This is a genomic window from Paenibacillus tyrphae, assembly GCF_024158745.1.
In the GTDB taxonomy this organism is placed as follows: Bacteria; Bacillota; Bacilli; order Paenibacillales; family NBRC-103111; genus Paenibacillus_G; species Paenibacillus_G tyrfis_A.
In genome coordinates this window covers 22274-42867 of the sequence record NZ_JAMZAW010000016.1, presented here as the reverse complement: position 1 = coordinate 42867, position 20594 = coordinate 22274, and the positions used below count along the sequence as shown (strand labels likewise).

Genomic DNA, 20594 nt, shown 5'->3' with positions numbered 1-20594 from the left:
CGGTGGCAACGGGAAAGGCGGAGAACGATGGGGATTAAATTCGGCAGGGAATACCGCGACATTATTGACGATTTTACGAAAGCGCTGCAAGAAATCGAACGATGCCACGAGTTTCTGGAAATGTCGGTCGAGGATTGGGGCGAATTGGACGAAGGCGAGCGGAAGGAGTGCATCAAGACGCTGGCCGACGATTTGTTCTACGGGCTCGGGACAGAAGCGCAGATGAGCGTCGGCGACTGTACCGTTACGCACGACCCGAAGCGGCATGTCATCCGCATCGATCAAGGGGAAGCGCTAACAAGGGTCATACACTTGGTATAGGGAGGCGGCAGGGCATGGGGAGCAAGCTGACGGCGGAAGAAGTGAAGGCGAGTCTGTCCGGTCTTGAGGGCTGGACGGTGGAAGAGGGGAAGTGGCTGGTGAAAAAATACCGCTTCCCCGCCTTTGCAGGCAGTATCGCGTTTGTGAACCGGATTGCAGACATCGCGGAAGCCATGAACCATCACCCGATGATCGCCATCGATTATCGGATGGTGACGCTCCGTCTGACGTCGTGGAATGCGGGCGGATTGACGGAGCTCGACTTCGCGAGCGTCGCCCGGTACGACGAGGCTTATGCCGGAAACGCAGACGAGCGCACGCCGTAGCTCTTGCTCTAGCCTCCCGCCACTGCCATAGCTGCAAGCACGCGTGCGCGTACTTCGGCCGGTAACGGCTGCCGCAAGGCGGCCTCCAGCCGGTCCCGCCGAATGCCTTGCTGCTTCAGGCAGGCTTCGATGAGATCGGCTTTGCCGCCTCGCCAGGGCATGAGCAGGTACAGTACGAACCAATCTTCCAGCGGCGTCAGCGGGACGGAGACGCCCTCCAGCGGTTCGACCCGCGTGTTTGCGTCCATGCGCCAGTCCAACCGGTATACGCCTTCCGCATGACGGATACCGAGCAAGCCCATGACATCGACTTCCGTACCGAGTAGGGTGTAATGGGTGAAGTATTTGGTGCAGAACGGCTCCTTTGGCTGCAGCGTCTCGTACGTTCCGAGCTGGCTTAACAGCTCGTGCGCCCGCAGCGCATCGTGTTCCGCGACCAGCAGATCGATGTCGTTGGGGCGGTCGATGAGCCCGTGAAACCAAAGCATGGACGAACCTCCAAGCCCCCAGTCGACGGCATTGCTGTTCAAAATTTCCGCGATCCGCAGCAGCGCTTCTTTTTTCAATCGATGATCTCCGATCTTAGCTCGATGGATTCAAAAATTCGCGAATTCGCGCGATATGATGCCGGTCATGCCAGACGAAATCCGGGATGTACTCCGAGATGACGAACGGCTTGCCGTCCAAGTCCGGAAACGAACGGCGGAATTCCGTCTCTGACAACCCTTCCAGCGTATCCACAAGCCGGCTGCGCCATAATACGAGCTCCTCCACAAGCTTGCCGCCGGATTGATCCCGCCCGTACTGCGCCGCCCGGGCGTTAAACGCGTCGAAATCCAGATGCTTCAGCGTCAGCGGCTTGCCTTCCGCGATTTTGCCGACCGCCGATTCGTAGAAATACTGGTCCCACAGCAGCAGATGCCCGGCCACTTCTTTCATCGTCCACTTGCCGGGCGCCATAGGCTTGTCCCATGTCTGCTCGTCCACGCTGCGAATTTCCTCTGCAAAAGCGAGCAGCCCGCGAAACTCGTCAAGCAGCTCGGCCTTCGCTCGTACATCATTCCCCATTGTCTTGTCCTCCTTCGTTAATCGTGCCTGTCCATACCATGCAGTGAAACTCGCCGGACCCATCCGGCGTCGGGCGTTCATACGTATCCGTGATGACAAAGCCTGCCCGCTCGTAAGTCCGGATGGCGCGTTGATTCCACGTCAGCACTTCCAGATCGATTTCGTTGCCCGGTGCGCTGCGCTTGGCCTCGCTGACGATGGCGCGAACAAACGTTGTGCCGCTGCCCTTGCCGCACAAGTCCGGCCGCAGTCCGAGTCCGAGGCGCGTGACGCCGACCATGGGGAAAAACTGCGCAAAGCCGCACAGTTCCCCAGATTCGTCAAGCACAGACCGGAACTGCGCCTCGCGGATGCGCGGATCGCCGAATTCCTCGCCGCGCGCTACCATCCACTCCCACGGGTCCCAATGGTATAGATCGTAGGGAGGCGGATAATTCCACATACAGACATCGCGCCCATGCTCTTCCCGCATCGGAACGAGACGGAAGCTTTTTGTTTCGATTGGCATCGTTCCTCCTGCTTTTTGCACCGACGTTTGTGCTTTCGCCGGGCATTTTTCCGTTGTATACTGATAACTATACCGTATTTCATCCCATCTAAGGAAGTGATTGGTTTGAAGCATATTATAAGCCAACCGTGGCTCTTCGAACATGGTACGGACGATCACATCGTCATCGCGGATTGCCGGTTCACGCTGGGGAAGTCGGAATCGGGGAAGCAAAGCTACGATATCGATCACATTCCCGGCGCGGTGTATTTTGACCTGGAGCGAGACCTGTCGGGCCCGATCACGGAGCACGGCGGCCGCCATCCGCTTCCTGACGTGCAGAAGCTTGCGGCGAAGCTGGGGCAAGCAGGCATCCATGCCGACTCCACCGTCGTCGCTTACGACGATCAGGGCGGAGCGATGGCTTCGCGCTTATGGTGGCTGCTCACTTACCTCGGCCACGATAAGGTGTATCTTTTGGACGGGGGCTACAGCAAGTGGAAGGAAGCGGGTTACCCTGTCACCGACGAGCCGCCGTTACTGCGCGAGGCCGTATTTACGCCCCGCGTGCGCGAAGACATAGCTGTCAGCGTCGAGCAGGTCAAGGAACGGCTGGGCAAGCCCGGTGTGACTTTGATCGATTCCCGCGAAGTGAAGCGCTACCTCGGCATCGAGGAGCCGATCGACCGGATCGCCGGACATATTCCCGGCGCGAAGTCGTATTTTTGGAAGGACGCCTTGGACGAGACCGGCGCTTGGAAGAACGAAGCTGCGCTGGCCGAGCGTTTCGACGCGCTCCGTCAGGCGGAGGAGATCATCGTCTATTGCGGTTCCGGCGTTACGGCCTGCCCGAATGTGATCGCGCTGAGCGAAGCGGGGCTGAACAATGTGAAGCTGTACCCCGGAAGCTGGAGCGATTGGATTTCCTACGCGGACAATCCAGTAGCGACGGGGGAAGAGTAAGAGCCGAGAGGCCGCGTCGGACGCGGGTTGGAGGGCTGCGACAGGTTGCCGTGAGGCGGACTGTTGCGGCCCTCTTTGGGCTTGTTTGCAAACAGCTTGCAAACAAGAAGCCGGAGAAAACAGTTGCAGCAGGCCCAGAGCCAGCCACGGTTCAACAATTGAGACAGGTTACTGTTGAAAAGCTCGTCCAGTATATCCATCCACAAACGTGCGCGGTGTCTTTGGCTTGGGAGCAAGAGTCCGACCGTCATGCTAGGGTAGCTCTTCTTGATTTTATATTTCACTAATGTTATATTGCATATATGTAATATAAAAAGGAGATAAACAATGAATTCTCTTTCCAACGTGGAATTTATGTTGCTGCAAATTATTGCGGAATCCAAACAAGCGTCGGGGTACCAAATCAATAAGTTAATAGAGCTTAGAGGCTACAGGGAATGGGCGAATATAGGTACGACTTCTATTTACGTCGGATTGCAGAAACTGAAAGACAAACGACTGATCCGATCCGAAGATTCCGTCCATAAGTCTGGCAAAGGACCTGTGCCGTCTACGTATGTCATGATGGAAGCGGGGATAGAAACATTAAGGAATGAAATCATCGTAAGCCTAGCTTCTGCGCGGGAACGGGATAACCGTTTCGATCTCGGACTCGCGGCTCTCCCTTTTATAGGGAAAGATGAAGCCGTGGAAGCTTTGCGGAAACGGCAGAACTTTCTAGAGGAGACATTGAGGAACTTAGGTCAGAAATATGAATCGCAAGGCGGCTATCGATTGCCATTGCACGTTAGGGCTCTTTTCCTTCACCCGATGAGTCTCATCGAGACTGAAAAGACATTTGTCGCAAATCTGATCAGTGAACTAACAGGGGAACTGGAGGGACATGCCCATGTTGATTGAAGGTTTTGCTCTTTTTCAGGGAGAACACTGCGAGACGACAGCGATGGGCAATCTCCTTCAACATAAAGGTGTTCGATTATCGGAGCCGATGTTATTCGGTATAGGGCAAGGTTTGGGATTCATTTATTGGGATTCGAAGGGAATGGACTTTCCTTTTATTGGGGGTAGAGTAAAGCCTGATGAACTGTCTGCTTGCATAGCATCCCGGCTCAATTTGAATATCAGGGTGCAAGAAACCTCGTCTGTTACAAAAGCATGGCAGAACGTGCAAAGCTGCATAGACCGTGGAATTCCTGTGGGACTTAAATTAGATTCGTATTATTTAGATTACTTTACGAACAAAATACACTTTGCAGCCCACTATGCGGTGATATATGGCATGGATGACGAATATGCCTATATGGCAGACACAAGCCAACAAGGCGGACTCGTGACAACGCGATTGTCGAATTTGACTATGGCAAGAAACGCAAAGGGGCCCATGAGCTCCAGGAATCGCTCCTTTACGATCGAGCAAACGGATACCCTTCCGCCGCTTGCACCCGCCATACGATCATCCCTTATCAACAATGCTCATGACTATTTGAATCCGCCTATCCGCAATATGGGCAATAAAGGAATCAAAAAAATGAGCGGTGAAATCCTGAATTGGCCTTCTAGAAGCAAGCATTTAGAGAAAGATCTGTGTTTGACCGCTTTATTGATGGAAAGAGCGGGGACCGGCGGCGCCTTATTTCGAAACCTGTATAGAGATTTTCTAAAAGAATGCGTGGATTTGTTCGGTGATTCTAAATTAGAGCAGGCATACTTTCTGTTTACGGAAATCGCGCCGATGTGGAACGGTGTTTCGGCATCGATTGATAATGCGGGAAGAACCGGAAATCAACAGGAGCTAAGACTTGCATCCGAGCTTCTAGTCGACATTGCGGAGAAAGAACGATTAGCCATGGAGTTTGTATTGACAATTTAACTTTATAATTGGTTTCGCAACTTAACTCGTTTTGAATCGACATTAGGGTAGACGCAAACAACCGCCAACAGGCTGCAAACAACAGCGTTGCAGCGCTCTATCCGTCCACAACCCAGCCCATCCACACTTTGGGGTGGTTACCTTGCTTCACTTGGCCTTTTGTTGGCGATCCGTTCGGCTTGACCCAGCCACAGGTGGATACTTCCTCTTAGCTCAAACCATACTGTTTCGCCAACCCCGTCCTCCACGGGCTTCTTGTTCTTGAATTGCTCCCAAGCGTAGCCAAGGGAGGTCGTAGCACACGGGCACTGGCATGTCCTCCGAAGCATTCCCGCCGCGCTGCTCGGAACCCCCATTTGTCGGCGTTGGAACTATTCGAGCATAGGGGTTCGTGGGGGAATAAGAAGCTGGAGCGATTGGATTTCGTATGAGGGGAATCCGATTGCGACTGGAGAAGAGTAAGAGCTGAAAGGCCGCGTCGGACGCGGGTCGGAGGGCTGTGACAGGTGGTGAGTAAGTGACCTGTTGTTGAGCTGTCTTCTCAATTGTGAAACAAACAACCCCGGCCGAAGGGCAGGAGCCAGCACATAACATGCCGTTTTCTGCGCCATCGTAGCGCAACCTTACAAGAGTGTAAGGCAATTGTAATCTAGATCAATGGTATCAACCTAGTTGCTCCTGTAAACTAATCCTATCCATCGATGGGATTAGTTTTTAGGGGGAGTTGGCGTGAGGCTTTTTGAAATGCTGCTATTCTTTTCAAGTGCTTGTTTGTTGGCACTCCTATTCATTTTCAATCAACGTATCCGAAGATCAGCTTTGCTCCTGACAAGCGGAGCCGGCTCCATTTTTTTAGTGATACATTTGCTTGTCGAAGGATACAGGGTTCAGCTTTTATTTTTATACGGATTTACGATCCTGATGCTTATGCTTTCGCTTATAGACGTTTTCATAACGCAGAAAGCCGTTCGGACTGCCTCGCGAATCCGTAGGGTGCTGGGCCGCCTTTTTATCGTGATTGGGTTAATCGTAACGGCGTGCTTCCTCTATGTGTTTCCCGTATTCGACCTTCCGGCGCCAACCGGCGAGTTGAAGGTAGGCACGCAAGTCTTTCATTTCGTCGATCCAAACCGGGAGGAGACATTTGGAAAACCCGCGACAGGCAAGAGGGAGTTGATGGTTCAGGTATGGTATCCGGCTCAAGCTGGCACCGGCAAGTACGCTCCCTTTATCCCCGATACCCGGATTTTACGTTATATGGCGGCGAACTATGGCCTTCCCGGGTTTACTTTTCAACACCTGAAGTACGTATCCAGTCATGCTTATTCGGGGGCCGAAGTCTCTTCGGCACAGACTTCATACCCGCTGATCCTTGCGAATCCCGGCTTCAGTTCCTCCAGGTTCCTCCACACGTCGCAAGCCGAAAATCTCGCGAGTCACGGATATATCGTGGCAGTGATCGACCACACCTACAATACATTTGCAACCGAGTTTCCGGACGGTCAAATCACGACCAGCACAACCAACGACTTATTCTCGCCCGACCATGATTTCCGGACGGAAAGCGGAAACCGCGACAAGTTGGGAAAAGTGTTAACCGACGATGTGGCGTTTGCGCTGGACCAATTCGAGCTCATCCAATCGGGGCACATTCCAAGTCAGCTAAAAGGGAGGATTGATCTCGGTCATGTCGGGGTGTTCGGTCATTCCATCGGCGGAGCGACGGCCTATGACGCTTCTTACGATCCGCGAATCGCGGTTGGAATAGACATTGATGGAGGGCTTTATCGACTGCGTGACAGAGAGGGTCTGCGAAAGCCGTTTTTGTTCATGAACTCGGAAAGCGTATTCGAAAGATTAAAAATGGTGATGGATAACCGGGTCTACACGGATGCAGAGCTTAACCGTATAGGCAACACAAGAGAGTGGGTAGATCAAGAAACGGAATACAAAAAGTTGGAGCTTGAACGGATGCGCGAAACGGTTGCCGCAGGGGGACAATTCCTCTATATCGACAATACGGAGCATTTGAATTTTACCGACGCACAGTTCATTTCTCCGATTTTCAAAATGCTGGGCATTACAGGAAAGATTGCGCCCGAAAGAGCGAACTCCGTTATCAATGCCTATATGCTGGATTTCTTCGATATGTATCTGAAAAATCAAGGCGGAATCTTAATGAAAGGACCCGATAGCCGCTTTCCGGAGGTGAAGTTCGTAACCTCGCTATTATAATTACGGAACAGGCTACCGATATCGCGGCAGCCTGTTCTCTATGAGCTATCGTACCCGTTTCCTTAAGCGTGGCTCGGCAGACGCGGTTTTGGGGGCTGCGACAGACCAGCATGGGCTGACTGTTGCGGCCCTTTTCTTTTTTACCCAGGCTTACTACTCCTGCTTCAGCCTGTTCATCTCTTCCAGAGTCATCGCGTTGCACCGCTTGATAAAATCGAGAATCACGCACAGCTCCTGTTCGCTATAGCCCGATATAATGTTGTGCGTTGCCCGGAAGACCGAGTCGAATAGCGGGGGGATCGTTTCGGATTCCCGGCCGGTAGGCTTGACGACGACGCGCCGGCGGTCGTTCGGGTCCTTATCCCTTATCACATATCCCGCCTGTTCCAGCCGGTCGATCACGTTCGTGACCGCCCCGGTGGTTAGACCGGTTAACTCGGCCAACCGTCCGGCGGTTACCGGTCCGGCGCTGTTCAGAAAGTCGAGGCATTTGTGATCCGTGGCATTCAGTCCAAGCTTCTCGGAGATGAGCTGGTGGAACATGACGGCCCGCGCGCTATTTTGGCGCAATTCGAGGAGCAGTTCCTGCTGCAAGGGAGTAAGCTGCGGGACAGTATGATTGCGTTGATCGCTTGACATAAGGAGACCTCCGGTATAAGATGAAAATATCTTAATTAATTAAGATATATAATTTGTTAAGAAAATTTATGGATTAAGCATTTATCTGGTCAACAGTATATCACAATAAGGAAAGCACAGCCAAAAATCCAATGATCGAGAGGACGGAACTGGAAATGGAATACCAGCAAAGAGACATGCAAGCGATGCAGGAATTGTTTACGGCGTTAAGCGATGCCTGGAATCGGGGCGACGGAGCGGCTTTTGGCGAATGCTTCACGGAGGATGCGGATTACGTGACGTTTATGGGGCAGCATTTAAAAGGGAGGAAGCAGATCGCGGAGGTCCATCAGTGGTTATTTAACGGTCCGCTCAAAGGGTCGACCTTGGAATCCAGTGCTGCCGCCGAACTACGGCCGCGGTTCGTCACCCCGGAAGTAGCCATTGTCCATGGGATCGGGGAGGCGAAATTGGCAGATCCGGCGCAGGACTCGACGGACCGGGGATCCATCAATACGAACGTGGTGGTCAATCAAAACGGAGTGTGGAAAATTACAGCGTTCCATAATTGCCGTATTCAAGAAATTCCGGGAGGCAGGGGTTAATTGTTACCAAGTAAGGACGAGGCTTCGTGCAAAACGGCGGTGGGGTTGCAGCGGGCTGCTTTTGGGCAGCTTGGAGCAGCCCCTTTTTAGTTTATTTGCGTTATCATAGAACTTGCGAAGCTTTTGTAACCTTTGTGTGCTCCTTCGGCACCTTATACTGGAGCGGCAATGAAAGGGGGCGAAACTCACATGCTGCAGTGGATTGAACAGGCAAAACAGAGAGACCGGGAAGCGTTTGACCTTATCGTCCGGCGCTTCGAAGCGATGGCTTATACGGTCGCGTACGAGAGGCTGCGCGATTCCTATTTGGCGGAGGATGCCGTGCAGGAGGCGTTTGCGGAAGTTTTTGTCCATTTGCACAAGCTGAAGGATGCGGAAGCTTTTCCCGGATGGTTCAAAACGATCGTGATTCGTCAATGTCACCGTCTCGTGCGGAGGAAACGGCATACTACGGTGCCGTTCGATCAATTGACGCAAACGATCGGGCGACAACCAAGCGTACCGGAGATTGTCGAAAGAAGAGAGATGCATCAGTTGCTTTACGATTCCATAGCCGCTTTATCGTCCAACTTGCGCGTCGCGGTCCAACTGTTTTATTTTCACGGCTACTCTCTGCAAGAGATTTCCGCGTATTTAGGAACGTCAGTTCCGGTGTTGAAAAAGCGGCTGTTCGACGCCCGTGCGAAGCTGAAAGGAACGCTCCCCGTTGCCGATTTCGTCTCCGTGTTTCACCAATTGTACGAAGGAGGGAAACGAATGCTGCACATTGTTAATGGCGATATTGTTGCGGAAAAGCTGCGGCAGGGCGTCGTCCAAGGCGACATACTTGTCTGGAGAGAGGTGTATCCCGAAGGACCGGTATTTACCAACCCGGCTCAGGAGGCCAATCGATCGGTTCGGGCGCGCTATTTGGAGCAGGCGCTGGGAATTCCGAGTGCGGAATTTATACGAATAAGCGAAGAGCAGGAGAAGGTACGCGCAGACTTTCGCAACTATGAGGAAATCGTGCTGTGGTTCGAGTATGATCTGTTCGATCAGACGATGCTGTGTTGTTTGCTGCATTGGTTTGCGCAGCAGTCGTTAGGCGCAACGAAGCTAAGCTTGCTGTGTATCGGGGCCTTCCCGGGAATCGAGCTTTTTCGGGGGTTGGGGCAGCTGTCCGTGAACCAAATGGCGACCTTGTCGGGCACTTGGCAGTCGGTTGGCAAAGAGCAGCTCGAACTGGGCACAATCGTCTGGGAGGCTTACTGCGCCCCGGACCCGGGCAAGTTAGTTCAACTGCTTGAAGAGGAAGATACCTCTGCGCTGCCCTATGTGCACGACGCTTTTCGGCTTCATTTATCGCGGTTTCCTGCGATCCGGAACGGACTTGGCATTGTAGAACAAACCACACTGGAGATGATCCGCGGCGGCATGACTTCTCCGCTGGACTTGTTCGGGCATGTAGGAAAAGAGCTTCATGGGCTGGGCATGGGAGATCTTCAATACTGGCACCGTTTGGCTAAACTTACGCAAGGTCCGCACCCGTTGCTGAAGCTCGAAGGTTTCAATGCTTTTCCTGGTTATAAGGACCCGGCGCCGTCATTTCGTCACGGTACGGTTGCATTAACGGAAGCAGGCAGAAGGGTGCTGGACGGGGAAGCGGATTGGATTGCTTTAAACGGCATCGACGAATGGTACGGCGGCGTACGTCTGCAAGGACGGTCGGCCCCTTGGCGCTGGGATGCGTCTCAAAACACGCTCGTTCCATGGACGGCCGCTGGAGAGTGATGACGGCGGCCGGTTCGATTTTAGGGTGCGAATCATTCTTCTGGCCCCGCCTGTTATGGTATAATGGTTTACAAGTCAAGAAACAGGGAGGCGTTTGTTATGAAAACAAACAGCGTTCAGGGCAAACTTCATGCGGGGATTAGTGCCTAATTGCCCGTAAACCGTGCGATTCCCCGCCTGAGAGGGGAAAATAGTTTGAAACAGCATGCACTTCAGCAGTACGATTACCACGTATGGGCGAATACGAAGGTTTGCGCCTATCTGCAAGAGCTTTCCGAGGATGTGTACCGCAAGGAAATCGCAAGCGTGTTTCCGACGATCTACGATGCCATGACGCATATCTATGTGATCGATTGCAACTGGCTGACGTTCCTTGCCGGGGGCGGCGTCACGGAGATGACCGCCGACTATATTGAGGAACTGAAAGAAACGACGAACCGGTTGGTGGCCGAAACGGAAGGCAAGACGATGGAAGAGCTGGGCCGGCTGATGACCGGACTGAGCGTCCGATTCCGGACGTATATCGCACAGCATGAAGATCTTGAAGCGATGTGTCCATCTGGCGAATTCAAAGCACGGTATGTCGATTTTATCCAGCATCTCGTCAATCACGGCACGTATCATCGGGGGAACGTTACCGCCATGCTCAGGCAGCTCGGGCATCCCGGCACGCCGACGGATTTTGGCTTCTATCTGTACACTTTAAGTCAATCCTAATAGCAGCATGTTAAATCAGAAGCAGTCTGGCGCCTTGGGGCCAGACTGCTTTCTTTGCAAGGGAGGCTATCTGATCGCCCCGGTATCATTGACAAAATACCAAAACCATCCTATAATACCCACAATACCTAGTTAATAAGTTGGTTTTTGGGAAGCCGGAACGCACTCGATAATCAAAGGAGAGTATACTATGGCCGCGGTTCAAACCTTCAAAGCAACAGCACATTTGCAAGACGGAGTGAAAGTAAAGGCCCGTTCCAGACAGTTCGAGCTGACTATCGACGAGCCGAAAAGCTTGGGCGGGACGGATACCGGAATGAATCCGGTGGAAGCGCTGCTGGCTTCGCTAGGCGCTTGCCAATCGATCGTAGCCAGAGTCTATGCACCCAAGTTCGGGGTCAAACTCGACGATTTCCAAGTAGACGTGGAGGGCGATCTTGATCTCGACGGATTTTTCAACCGCTCGGAGGTTCGTCCGGGCTACTCCGAAATCCGCTATACGTTTCGAATTAAAACCGATTCACCGAAGGACAAGGTAGACGAATTTATCCGGTTCATCGAGAGCAAATGCCCGGTAGGAGATACGATCGCCAATCCGGTCAGTCTCAAATTAAACAGCATCGTTATCGAGAGCTAAGAGAATATGAAAAAAGCCGCGGGGACGCGGATGGTTAGAGCTGCAGCAGATTGCCGTCGGGCAACTGCCGCAGCTCTTTTTGCGCTTTATTCCTGCATCTTTTCGCCTCCGGAGCGCTCAACCCACAAGATTACGGACGACCAACCTCTAGCTGCTGATCGCCTTCCGAAGCAAACCGTAGCGCGCGGCTGATCAACACAGGAAGCACCGAGACGTGCCCTTCACCCTCGAACTCGTGGAACTTCACACGCACTCCGCGGCTCGCGAGAGCGGACAGCCGTCCCGCAAGCTCCTTCGCATTATCGTTCATATGGCTGTGATGATGTTTTTCGTGCTCTCCCACCGCAAGCAGCACTCCGACGCTGCGGGGCTCCTTCTCCAACCGGGAGGCGAATTGCCGTTCTTCTTCCAGCAGAATTCTTTTGCCCCAATGAATGGAAGGACTTCCTGCGACGTACGCCTGGAACGTCCCCGGCCTTGTAAAAAGCGCATGCAGCACGAAGAGGCCGCCAAGTGAATGGCCGAAAATCGTTTGGCTGCCGCGGTCGATGCTGAACTCGCGTTCGATCTCCGGCTTCAGGTCCTCTTCGATGAAATTCAAGAAAGCATCCGCTCCGCCCAGCTCCGGCCACTCCGTTCCGCGCGGACTTTGAGGCAGTTCCGCTGCGGGTACGGGCATCGTGAAATCGTAATAGCGGGCGTTCGAAAACGGCCCTTCCGTATCATAGCCGATGCCGACGATCACGGCCGGAACGACTCCGGTCTTCTCCGGCCTTCTCGACTGCAAGCGTATCGCCTCGGCCATCGTACCGAACACGGAATTTGCATCGAGCAAATAGATGACCGGATATCCCGAAGGAGGCGGCTCAACGTCCGGCTTGGCGACGAAAATGCGATATTCGCGATTTTCGGCCCGCGAACGCATGATGCGCTGTTCTGTTCGAGGAAGGGTCACCAAGCCTTCGGCAGCAGTCTGTCCCTCCGTTGCGGATGATTCCCTTGTTTGATCGACCACGGTGTTCCTTCCTCCCTGATTCTGCATTTCTGAACCGATCAAATTCCTGCAAAGGACGATCATTTCCAAATTATAAAGCACGGCTCCCTGCAGAGCCATGGACGATATCCGGAAATCCCATGAGCCCTAATCCGAAAAGGACAGGGAATTCTTTCGGTGGATCGGCGGCTATGCTTACTGAACTCTAGGGGCGCGGTCTGAACATGCAGTAAATGGTAACGCCGCCCAGGTTTCTCTTCTCTACGAGCCGATATCCGAACCGCTCATACAGGAGAACATTGTCCTCGTTTTCCGTGTCGAGTCCGATGCCCGCAGATGTCGGGTCCTGATCTGCAAGCGCATGAACTTCGTTCAGCAGCAGCTTGCCCAGCCCTGTCCCTTGATGCTCGGGGTCGACACCCACAAATACCAAATAATGATGAGGGACGGAGGGACGGACGGATGTCGTGAGCCGCATATACTCATTGATCAAAGCAAACGAGCGCGGCGGAACTTGACAGAAAAGCCCGATTGCCCGGCAGAGGAATCGCGCTTTTGCGAGGAATCCCGCATCTTTATAGCTTGTCGGAAGCTCTACGCATGCGGCGCCCCGCAGCGTACCGTGTTCTTGCACGCCGATCAGCATTTCCTGCAGCAGCAAGCTCTTATGAAATAAAAAGATAAAAAAATGCCCGATATGAATGGATCGCTTTGTCCCCGGGAACAGATGGCAGAACATCGGATCATCGGAGAAGGCTTTCGGCAAAATGTCCCTAGCTTGAGCGGCGTGTGCAGTTCCCAAACGGATAATTTCCCGGCCGCAGGTTGAATGGTCCCGGTCCGTCATCTTCTAACGCTCCCTCCGCGCATAATGATCCACCGCGAAGCTGAATACGACTTTAAAAATAAAGAAAAACAGCATGACGAGAAGAAGCTTGGGGATCGAGGCGAAGAATAGCAGCAGACCGGCAAACCCGGTGCATACGAAAACCGCCGCAATCGTTCGTTGAGCCGGATGCCCGAGGAGGGCATTGACGATAAAAGCCGACACGATCGTATAGCCCCACACGAAAAGGCAGGGAATAAAGTGCTCCCCCAAGACGGCAGCGAGCAGAATGGGTTGAACATGAATGGCGATAAACACCAGTCGCGCTACCGGATGAGCCTGGTAATGGTTATTGGTCGATAGCGTGAAGTTGGCAATGACGCCGCCATGGATGTCCAGTGCCAAGAGCAGAATGGCAAGCAGCTGCCACAGGACAAGCCCGCTCCACTCGGAATACGTCAGAGCAAGGAGCGCCGCGCTCATGCCGACGCCAAAACCTAAGGTTAGCGCCAACTCCAAGACGGTCGATCTTTTGCCGAACACTTCATGAAAAAAGGCCGGGATGTTTACAGGTTTCATGACAAATCCTCCTTAGACTCAAAATATGACCGTTCGAACGGTCAGTTTTATGCGAAACGAGCTCCGGCTTACGCCGGGGAGTCGTCTTCGGCCAAGTGTCGGCAGAGCATGCTAACCTGCAGCTGCCAAGCTTGTTCGTAGAGCTGAGCGTTTCCATTCAGCAAATAATGCAGGCCCATGCCGTCCATGAGCGAAAAGAGAAGCGCAGTCACGGATTCCAGCGTTTTTTCGTCGAGGGGGCGGGGAGCCAGCCGGTTGAGCTGATGGCGTAAGAGCTCGGTGATTTTATCGGTACAGCTTAGGAGGGCTTCTCGAAACTCCGCATTGAACATTCCTTCATGATAAAAGGAGAAGAACGCTTTGAACGCTTTAAGATATGGTTCCGGCACTCGGAATACGGACTGTCCGAGCTGATGAAGAAACTGCTCCAAGTCCCGATATTCCTGCGTCATTGGCTCAAGGAGCTCGTCGAACAAAATATGGAGCGCGCCGTGAAGGATTTCGTCGATGGATTTGAAATGGTGAAATATATTGCTTTTGCTCACGCCTGTCAGCTGCGCGAGCTTGGCCGCCGATACCTCTTTGATACCGTGCTCCGAAATGAAGGCAATCGCAGCGTGTAAAATTCGTATCCGGGTTTGTTCGCCCTTTTCCATGCGCTTATCGTGTACTTTAGGGTCCATGTGAAGCTCCTTTCCGGATCATTATATAACTGACCAACCGGACAGTCAATATGTTGACGTGTACAAGATCGATGGTTTCAAAGTCACATGGGCTGGCAGGAGAGTGAAAAAATAGGTCTAATTTACCAGAATTTTTGACAAATTGTGTCGAAAATCACATTGAAATGCCCTGCTTTTACCAGATATCATATAGTACATGCCGAATGGACGGGTAACCGTTGGATGCGCGTAAAAATTTTTTAGCGGGAGTGGAAGTTTTGGTATGCTGACAAATTCAGAGCTTCGCCGGATGGCGAGGGAAAGCTTGCAAGGGAACTGGGTGAACGCGGTTCTTGGCGTTTTCATTTATGGGATTATTCTTTCCGTGATGGCGAACATTCCGTTGATCGGATGGATTGGCGCTATCGTGATTACCGGACCTTTGACGTACGGCCTGTACGGTTATTACCTGGGCACGGTTCGCGGCGAACTGACGTCGGTCAGCAATTTGTTCGACGGATTCAATAACAACCAGTTCGGAAATGCCTTCGTTTTAAATCTCGTGTCGGGCATCTTCATTTTCTTGTGGTCGCTGCTTCTTATTGTACCGGGGGTTATTGCAGCTTTGAGCTACTCGCAAGCGTATTTCATTATGCGCGACAATCCGGGAATACCGGCCCTCGATGCCTTGCGTCAAAGCAAGGAAATGATGAACGGACACAAGACCCGGCTGTTTATGCTTTATTTGAGCTTTATCGGATGGATTCTGCTCGGCATGATTCCGTTCGGCCTCGGCATGTTTTGGGTGCAACCGTATATCTATGCGGCGATGGCTGCTTTCTACGAGGAATTGAAAAACCAGAATTTTTCCACGCCCTATGAGGAAGCGCCTCGCAGCTATACTCTCTAATTTGCCATGATCGCAGGCAAACCCCGGAGCGGGCTTCCGGCAAGCGTATCACAAAAACAGAGCTGTCTCCGTCGAATGACGGCAGGCAACTCTGTTTTTTGTGCTTATTCACAACCGTTGAACCGAGAGAGGCCAGCTCTTCTTCCGCTAAAGACGGAAAGCCCTGCAGGCTTGTCCGGTCGGCTGTTCGTTGGAACGAACGCAGAGCAGGCAAACGCTGAGGGCTTTCGAAGGTACGGGAAACTTCCGTTCAGGTGTTAAATTTACTTGTCAGTCATCACTTGCGTGTACTGCTCGTCCGACAGGACGCGCCGCGCCGTGACGTAACGCTTGGCGTAGTAGGAGTCACTGAGTTTCGTAACGGTGACGCCTTGATCCGTAGCGGAGTGATAGAACTTGCCTTCGCCTACGTATACGCCGACGTGGGAGATCCCTTTGCCATCGGTGTTGAAGAACACCAGGTCGCCGGGACGAAGCTGGTCTTTGGCCACCTCGGTACCAAGCTCGGCTTGGCCTTTGGACGTATGCGGCAGATCGACGCCGAATTTGTCGAATACCCAGGAAGTATAGCCCGAGCAATCGAAGCCTTTGGTCGTGGTGCCCGCGTACTTGTAGGGCGTGCCCATAGCCTCGTTAACCGCTGCGCTTAGTGGGGTTTCTGCAAAAACGCTACCGACCGAAATGCTGCAAAACAGGGTCAAAGAAAATGCAAAACCTACAAGCTTTTTCAAAGAAGTTTCCCCTTCCGGTGCCTACGAGGTTAGCTTGAGGGTTCGGTTGAAGGTTCCCTATGATCACTCTACTGCGAGATCAATTCACCCAAAAATGGATCCCCCGTTTTCTGCGAACAGAAATTCGGCAAAATTTTCTTTTTTTAATTCCGAGTACATATATTCGAGCAAACATGACGTTTTCCTCCCTTTGTCACATAATTGTCACAAAATCAATGCTTATTTATGAAACTTTTTGTTTATAAGCCAAAAGAACGTCATCTTCCGGCAGTTTCGGAAGACGGCGTTCTCGAATTTTGGCACTATTTAACTTTAACGGGGGAATAGGGCTATGCCTTCTCCGCCCAAAGCGCATACTGCGTGCCGATCTCCCATACCTTGAAGAACATTTGCACCAGCCGGTACGCCTGCATGAGAACGAGCGCCGCGAAGCCTGCCCACCAGAAAGACGACACCATGACGGCGGCGGACAACACAATCGACAGAGTGGCGACCGCCAGCGCGGCCAGCGCGATGACCGGCAGATGCCGGAAGGCGAACAGCAGCGTGTACAACGTGGACCTTCCGTCCGTTTTACCAATCTGCAGGAACAGGAACAGCAGCTGCAGCAGGAACAGGTAGGCGGCGTACAAGGCCAAGGCGGGCAGCAGCGCTTGCCCCAGCGAAGCGTAGGAGGCATGGACGGCGAATTGCTTCGCGGCGTGAGGCGCAAGCCAGTAAAGCGGGCCGATCGTCAGGACGAGCTGGAGCGCATACAGCCCGAGGAACGGGAAGAACAGCTTGCGGATGCCGGCTACAAACCGGTAGCCCGCATTCAGCTCCCGGTACCGAAGGGAGTAGAAGACTCCGGCATTCAGCGCGGGATGCAGCAGCATCCGGAGCCCGAGCAGGCCGAGCCCCGTCCATAGGTACGGTACGATCAGGTCGGTCTTCATCAATTGAAATTGGCCCTCCACCCAGAACAGCCGTACCGACTCGCCGGGAAGCGCCCCGCCGGGATACCGGTGAAGGAGGGGGAGCACGACTGACTGAATGAGTTTATACAAGACGACGCCCCACAGCAGATTGTAGAGAAATAGAGCGAAGACGGCGAACGGCTGATGCCAGGCGATGGCCCAGCCCTTTTTAATCCGATTCCACATGTTCATCACCTCACCAGACGACCCAGCCGAACAAGGTCTCCAAAAATTTGACGATCCCCACGTTCCATCGAACGGACAGCTTGGTGTCGACCTCCGTTTTCATAAAGCTGTTGATCCGCTTGTTTTCCAGTACGATAGAATGCTGCGGATCGAGCGATACCCAAGCGAGCGGAGAGGCGTGATTCAGCTTCATGATTACTTCGCTGTCGACGCCGTCCCACGTCTTATCCAGCTCCGAGCCGTCGGCGAAGCGAAAGCGGATCGGCACATTGTGGTAGGTACCGCCCAGCTTGCGAAGCTGTACGCTGTTCTCATAGACGGGCTGCCCGTTTTCGGCCGCTTTCCGGACCTTGATTCCGGTGACGGCGTAGTCGACCATCATGCCGTTATAGATGTATTGATGGAAAAATTCCTGCCAGCTTGTTTTCGTTACGTCCTCGACCGTCCTTTGAAAATCGGCCGTACCCGGATGCTTGAACTTCCAGCGCTGGAAATAGGTGCGCAAAATTTTATCCATCGTCTCCAGCCCGGCCTGCCGTTCCATCGCCTTGAGCACAAGCTTCGCGCGGGTATAGACATTCTCGGCGTATTGATTGTGTCCGCCGTAGTTCCACGAATGCAGCTTGAGCGCCGCCGGATTCGTAATGTAGCTCGATTCGACGAGCAGGTTCGGGCGCACGCCGTATTCCGCTTCCATGATCCGGTCTTCGGCATACGAGGTGAAGCCTTCGTCGAGCCATGCTTCCTCGAATTCATTGCTGGCCACCATCCCGTACCAGAACTGATGGCCGATCTCGTGCACGACGACCCGTTCAAGCTCCAGCGACGGGTTTTCTTCAGCGGCTCCCCAGGCGGTCACGAGCGTCGGATATTCCATGCCTCCGGCGCCGTTGCCGTCTGCGGGCGGCACGACGATCGACAAGGTCGAATACGGGTAGCTGCCGTACCATTGGGAATAGCGGGCCAGCGCTTTTTTGGCGGCGGTCATGTAGCGGGCCTTGAGACGCTCGTGCTTCGGATCGAGATACAGCTTGATGCGGACGCCGGGCAGATGGGGAGTCGCGTAAGGCTCTTCGAAATAAACGAAACGCGGCGAGGCCGACCAGGCAAAATCGTGCACGTCGTCGGCATAGAAGGTGTAGGTTCTCGTCTTGCCGTCGTCGGTGACGGGTTTGGTGGGAAAGCCGGTGGCCGCTACGGTATAAGCGGAGGGAACCTTCAGCTTGACGTCGAAGATGCCGAAGTCCGAATAAAATTCCGAGTTGCCGTGATATTGGTGCAGGTTCCAGCCTTCGTCCGCCCGCCCGCGGACTCCTTTGGGTTCATAGACGGCAACTTTGGGAAACCATTGGCCGGCCATGACGAAATCTCCGGCATACCCCATCCGGGCGAACACCTGCGGCAGCTTGACCGAAAAATCGGTGCGCAGCGTCACCTTCTCGCCGGGTCCGACCGCTTTGGGCAGCGGCACCTTGATCAGCGTTCTGTCATCCTTGTTGCCGTCGTCCGGCTGGACGTATTCGATCCGGTCGCCGAGCTCGATTTCGTTGCCGTCCAGCGTCTTGATCGAGCTGACGGTCATGTTTCCGAAGCTGCCTTCCTTGCTCGCGTCCTGCCGCAGCTTTCCGCCGGACTCTTTCATGAAGGTCGATTTCTTCGATTCGAAGGCGTTCGGATACAAATGAAAATACAATTCCTGAACGGGTGCGCTTCCAGGGTTTTTCCAGGTCAATGCCGACGTGCCGCGGATCGATTTGCCCTGCGCGTCCAGCTCCGCGCTCAGGTGATATTCCACGATCCGGTCGCTGAGCGGCTTCGGAGCCGGCTTCTCCGCCGGGCGTGCCGGCAGACTGGGCGGCGCGGGCGGAGGTGCGACCGGTTCGTTCAGACGCGCGCTGGCCGGGAGCGCTCCGCCGGAGGGCAGGAAGATGCCCGTAGACGAGCCGTCCGCTTGTCCTTTGGCGTAAGGCCAGCGGGGCGCGGCGACGACGGCGCGACCCGTCATCGAAGGGACGGGTTTGAGCATCGTCAGCGGGTTCGCCGGTTCGTCTACAGGAAAGGCGGAAGGAATGGCGGCATCTGCGGGCAGCATCCACCCTGCCGCCGACTTGATCGGCTGCGGGCCGGATTCCGGCAGGACGTTCGTCAGCAGCGTGGCCGTGAAGGTAAGAGCAAAGATCGAGCCCCATGTTGCGATTCGGTAGCCGAGTCGTATTTTCATCCAATATTCACCCCGTTGACAAGCATCTACAGCATGTATATGTGGGGGGGACGAGGATTATTTCTACCGTATCGAAAAAGAATCGGCGGCTATGCGCAAGAGCCGAACTTGCCGGGGGGACCGCTTTTTAGTACAATTTTGATATCTGCAGTTTCAGGCTGCCGCTTGGCTGCAGCGGATCGGGACATTTTGGAAATAGCTTATTATCACGTGAAACAGGTGGTGCACGGATGGATATAAATGAACAAAACGCGCAGGCGGCGGATACGAAGAAGAAGCTGCCGACCTTGAACATCATCAGCAGCAAGGAGACGAAGCACCGCGGCTTCGGACAGGGCTCCATCGATCTGAGCCAGCTCTCCAGCGTCATTATCGACGGGGCGGAGGCATATCTCGATCTGGGGGCGCTGCACGCGAAGAGCAAGGTGGAGAAAGGCATCAAGTTTACCGTTAACGCCGAAGAAGTGCCGAACGGCCGTCCGTGCTGGATCGTATGGGTGGCGGTCGATTTTAAGGAAGAGGGCAAGTACTATGCCGGCGTCACCTCCTGCGAGATGCGGATCGATACCGAAGCGCGCAAAGGCTGGAAGCTGCTCGTCGACCATGTGAACCGGATGGATTATGCGCTCAAACGCCGCATCATGCTGGATAATCTCGGGCCGGAGCAAAAAGAGGCGCTCAAGCAATTGCTGGTGGACAACGATCCGGACATGTGGCAGCGTTCCGATGCCGCGCTGCATGAAGCGCTGGCCAATTAAATTTTTGTACATTATGTGACGGTCTTGTACCGTTTGCTTTAACGATGTATACTAATGGCTAGTATATGCATCATATACTAGGACAGCAAAAAGGCAGACCGTAGGTCTGCCTTTTTGTGTTTCCGCTAACAATACATTTTCCGCCTGCCTTACG

General features: G+C 53.6%; 23 protein-coding genes and 1 riboswitch. Of the genes, 12 read left to right on the top strand and 11 right to left on the bottom strand.

Going from position 1 to position 20594, the window contains the following annotated elements; all coding sequences use genetic code 11:
- The first annotated feature begins 27 nt into the window (after positions 1-27).
- Together NI000_RS22960 and NI000_RS22955 are read left to right on the top strand one after the other, a co-directional pair.
- Positions 28-321, top strand: coding sequence for a hypothetical protein (locus NI000_RS22960; protein ID WP_253413721.1), 294 nt, complete (start codon positions 28-30; stop codon positions 319-321).
- Between the two features lie 14 nt (positions 322-335).
- Positions 336-647 carry a 4a-hydroxytetrahydrobiopterin dehydratase gene (locus tag NI000_RS22955; RefSeq protein WP_253413720.1) on the top strand — a complete coding sequence of 104 codons (312 nt, stop codon included), beginning with the start codon at positions 336-338 and terminating at the stop codon, positions 645-647.
- Positions 648-655: 8 nt separating this feature from the next.
- On the opposite strand, the gene NI000_RS22950 is transcribed toward NI000_RS22955, so the two are convergent.
- The 3 genes from NI000_RS22950 to NI000_RS22940 are packed head-to-tail and all read right to left on the bottom strand — an operon-like array spanning position 656 to position 2223.
- Positions 656-1213: a hypothetical protein gene (locus NI000_RS22950; protein ID WP_253413719.1), complete on the bottom strand. Its 558-nt coding sequence runs from the start codon at positions 1211-1213 to the stop codon at positions 656-658.
- 16 nt (positions 1214-1229) lie between these two features.
- Positions 1230-1715 (bottom strand): DinB family protein, encoded by a 486-nt coding sequence (locus tag NI000_RS22945; protein WP_253413718.1) that lies wholly within the window; start codon positions 1713-1715, stop codon positions 1230-1232.
- Complete coding sequence (locus NI000_RS22940) at positions 1705-2223, bottom strand: GNAT family N-acetyltransferase (RefSeq protein WP_253413717.1); 519 nt, start codon at positions 2221-2223, stop codon at positions 1705-1707. The genes NI000_RS22945 and NI000_RS22940 overlap by 11 nt, the downstream gene beginning before the upstream one ends.
- 105 nt (positions 2224-2328) lie before the next feature.
- On the opposite strand from NI000_RS22940, the gene NI000_RS22935 reads away from it, so the two are divergent.
- From NI000_RS22935 to NI000_RS22920, 4 genes are all read left to right on the top strand, one after another.
- On the top strand, positions 2329-3165 hold the full coding sequence (locus NI000_RS22935; RefSeq protein WP_253413716.1) for a sulfurtransferase: 837 nt from the start codon (positions 2329-2331) through the stop codon (positions 3163-3165).
- A 327-nt stretch (positions 3166-3492) separates the two neighbouring features.
- Complete coding sequence (locus tag NI000_RS22930) at positions 3493-4065, top strand: helix-turn-helix transcriptional regulator (RefSeq protein ID WP_253413715.1); 573 nt, start codon at positions 3493-3495, stop codon at positions 4063-4065.
- The gene (locus NI000_RS22925; RefSeq protein WP_253413714.1) at positions 4049-5035 is read left to right on the top strand and encodes a BtrH N-terminal domain-containing protein; all 987 of its coding nucleotides are present in this window, start codon (positions 4049-4051) and stop codon (positions 5033-5035) included. Before NI000_RS22930 ends, NI000_RS22925 begins: the two co-directional genes overlap by 17 nt.
- Positions 5036-5764: 729 nt before the next feature.
- A complete protein-coding gene (locus NI000_RS22920) occupies positions 5765-7270 on the top strand; it encodes an alpha/beta hydrolase family protein (RefSeq protein WP_253413713.1) in 1506 nt (501 codons plus the stop codon).
- Between the two features lie 153 nt (positions 7271-7423).
- Here NI000_RS22920 and NI000_RS22915 read toward each other — a convergent pair whose 3' ends face one another.
- Positions 7424-7909 (bottom strand): MarR family transcriptional regulator, encoded by a 486-nt coding sequence (locus tag NI000_RS22915; protein ID WP_253413712.1) that lies wholly within the window; start codon positions 7907-7909, stop codon positions 7424-7426.
- 131 nt (positions 7910-8040) lie between these two features.
- On the opposite strand from NI000_RS22915, the gene NI000_RS22910 reads away from it, so the two are divergent.
- The 4 genes from NI000_RS22910 (at position 8041) to NI000_RS22895 (ending at position 11617) form a co-directional block, all read left to right on the top strand.
- Positions 8041-8493 (top strand): SgcJ/EcaC family oxidoreductase, encoded by a 453-nt coding sequence (locus NI000_RS22910; RefSeq protein ID WP_253413711.1) that lies wholly within the window; start codon positions 8041-8043, stop codon positions 8491-8493.
- Between the two features lie 189 nt (positions 8494-8682).
- On the top strand, positions 8683-10263 hold the full coding sequence (locus NI000_RS22905) for a sigma-70 family RNA polymerase sigma factor (protein WP_253413710.1): 1581 nt from the start codon (positions 8683-8685) through the stop codon (positions 10261-10263).
- Positions 10264-10458: 195 nt separating this feature from the next.
- Positions 10459-10980 (top strand): DinB family protein, encoded by a 522-nt coding sequence (locus tag NI000_RS22900; RefSeq protein WP_253413709.1) that lies wholly within the window; start codon positions 10459-10461, stop codon positions 10978-10980.
- Positions 10981-11170: 190 nt separating this feature from the next.
- Positions 11171-11617 carry an OsmC family protein gene (locus NI000_RS22895; RefSeq protein WP_253413708.1) on the top strand — a complete coding sequence of 149 codons (447 nt, stop codon included), beginning with the start codon at positions 11171-11173 and terminating at the stop codon, positions 11615-11617.
- A 130-nt stretch (positions 11618-11747) separates the two neighbouring features.
- Here the strand turns inward: NI000_RS22895 and NI000_RS22890 are convergent, their stop codons facing one another.
- The 4 genes from NI000_RS22890 to NI000_RS22875 form a co-directional block, all read right to left on the bottom strand.
- The gene (locus tag NI000_RS22890) at positions 11748-12659 is read right to left on the bottom strand and encodes an alpha/beta hydrolase (protein ID WP_253413707.1); all 912 of its coding nucleotides are present in this window, start codon (positions 12657-12659) and stop codon (positions 11748-11750) included.
- Between the two features lie 157 nt (positions 12660-12816).
- Positions 12817-13458: a GNAT family N-acetyltransferase gene (locus NI000_RS22885; RefSeq protein WP_253413706.1), complete on the bottom strand. Its 642-nt coding sequence runs from the start codon at positions 13456-13458 to the stop codon at positions 12817-12819.
- Between the two features lie 3 nt (positions 13459-13461).
- Complete coding sequence (locus NI000_RS22880) at positions 13462-14016, bottom strand: hypothetical protein (protein WP_253413705.1); 555 nt, start codon at positions 14014-14016, stop codon at positions 13462-13464.
- 68 nt (positions 14017-14084) lie between these two features.
- Positions 14085-14699, bottom strand: a complete 615-nt coding sequence (locus NI000_RS22875) for a TetR/AcrR family transcriptional regulator (RefSeq protein WP_253413704.1) — start codon at positions 14697-14699, stop codon at positions 14085-14087.
- 262 nt (positions 14700-14961) lie between these two features.
- Between NI000_RS22875 and NI000_RS22870 the strand changes: the two genes are divergently transcribed.
- Entirely contained in the window at positions 14962-15588 is a 627-nt protein-coding gene (locus NI000_RS22870) for a DUF975 family protein (RefSeq protein ID WP_253413703.1), read from the top strand.
- Positions 15589-15851: 263 nt separating this feature from the next.
- On the opposite strand, the gene NI000_RS22865 is transcribed toward NI000_RS22870, so the two are convergent.
- The 3 genes from NI000_RS22865 to NI000_RS22855 all read right to left on the bottom strand — a co-directional run bounded on the left by NI000_RS22865 (position 15852) and on the right by NI000_RS22855 (position 19682).
- The gene (locus NI000_RS22865; RefSeq protein ID WP_253413702.1) at positions 15852-16319 is read right to left on the bottom strand and encodes a C40 family peptidase; all 468 of its coding nucleotides are present in this window, start codon (positions 16317-16319) and stop codon (positions 15852-15854) included.
- Between the two features lie 3 nt (positions 16320-16322).
- A riboswitch (cyclic di-AMP (ydaO/yuaA leader) is annotated at positions 16323-16459 on the bottom strand.
- 189 nt (positions 16460-16648) lie between these two features.
- Positions 16649-17461 carry a hypothetical protein gene (locus NI000_RS22860; protein WP_253413701.1) on the bottom strand — a complete coding sequence of 271 codons (813 nt, stop codon included), beginning with the start codon at positions 17459-17461 and terminating at the stop codon, positions 16649-16651.
- 10 nt (positions 17462-17471) lie between these two features.
- Positions 17472-19682 (bottom strand): M1 family metallopeptidase, encoded by a 2211-nt coding sequence (locus NI000_RS22855; RefSeq protein WP_253413700.1) that lies wholly within the window; start codon positions 19680-19682, stop codon positions 17472-17474.
- A 230-nt stretch (positions 19683-19912) separates the two neighbouring features.
- On the opposite strand from NI000_RS22855, the gene NI000_RS22850 reads away from it, so the two are divergent.
- Positions 19913-20440, top strand: coding sequence for a YwhD family protein (locus NI000_RS22850; RefSeq protein WP_253413699.1), 528 nt, complete (start codon positions 19913-19915; stop codon positions 20438-20440).
- The last annotated feature ends 154 nt before the right edge of the window (positions 20441-20594 follow it).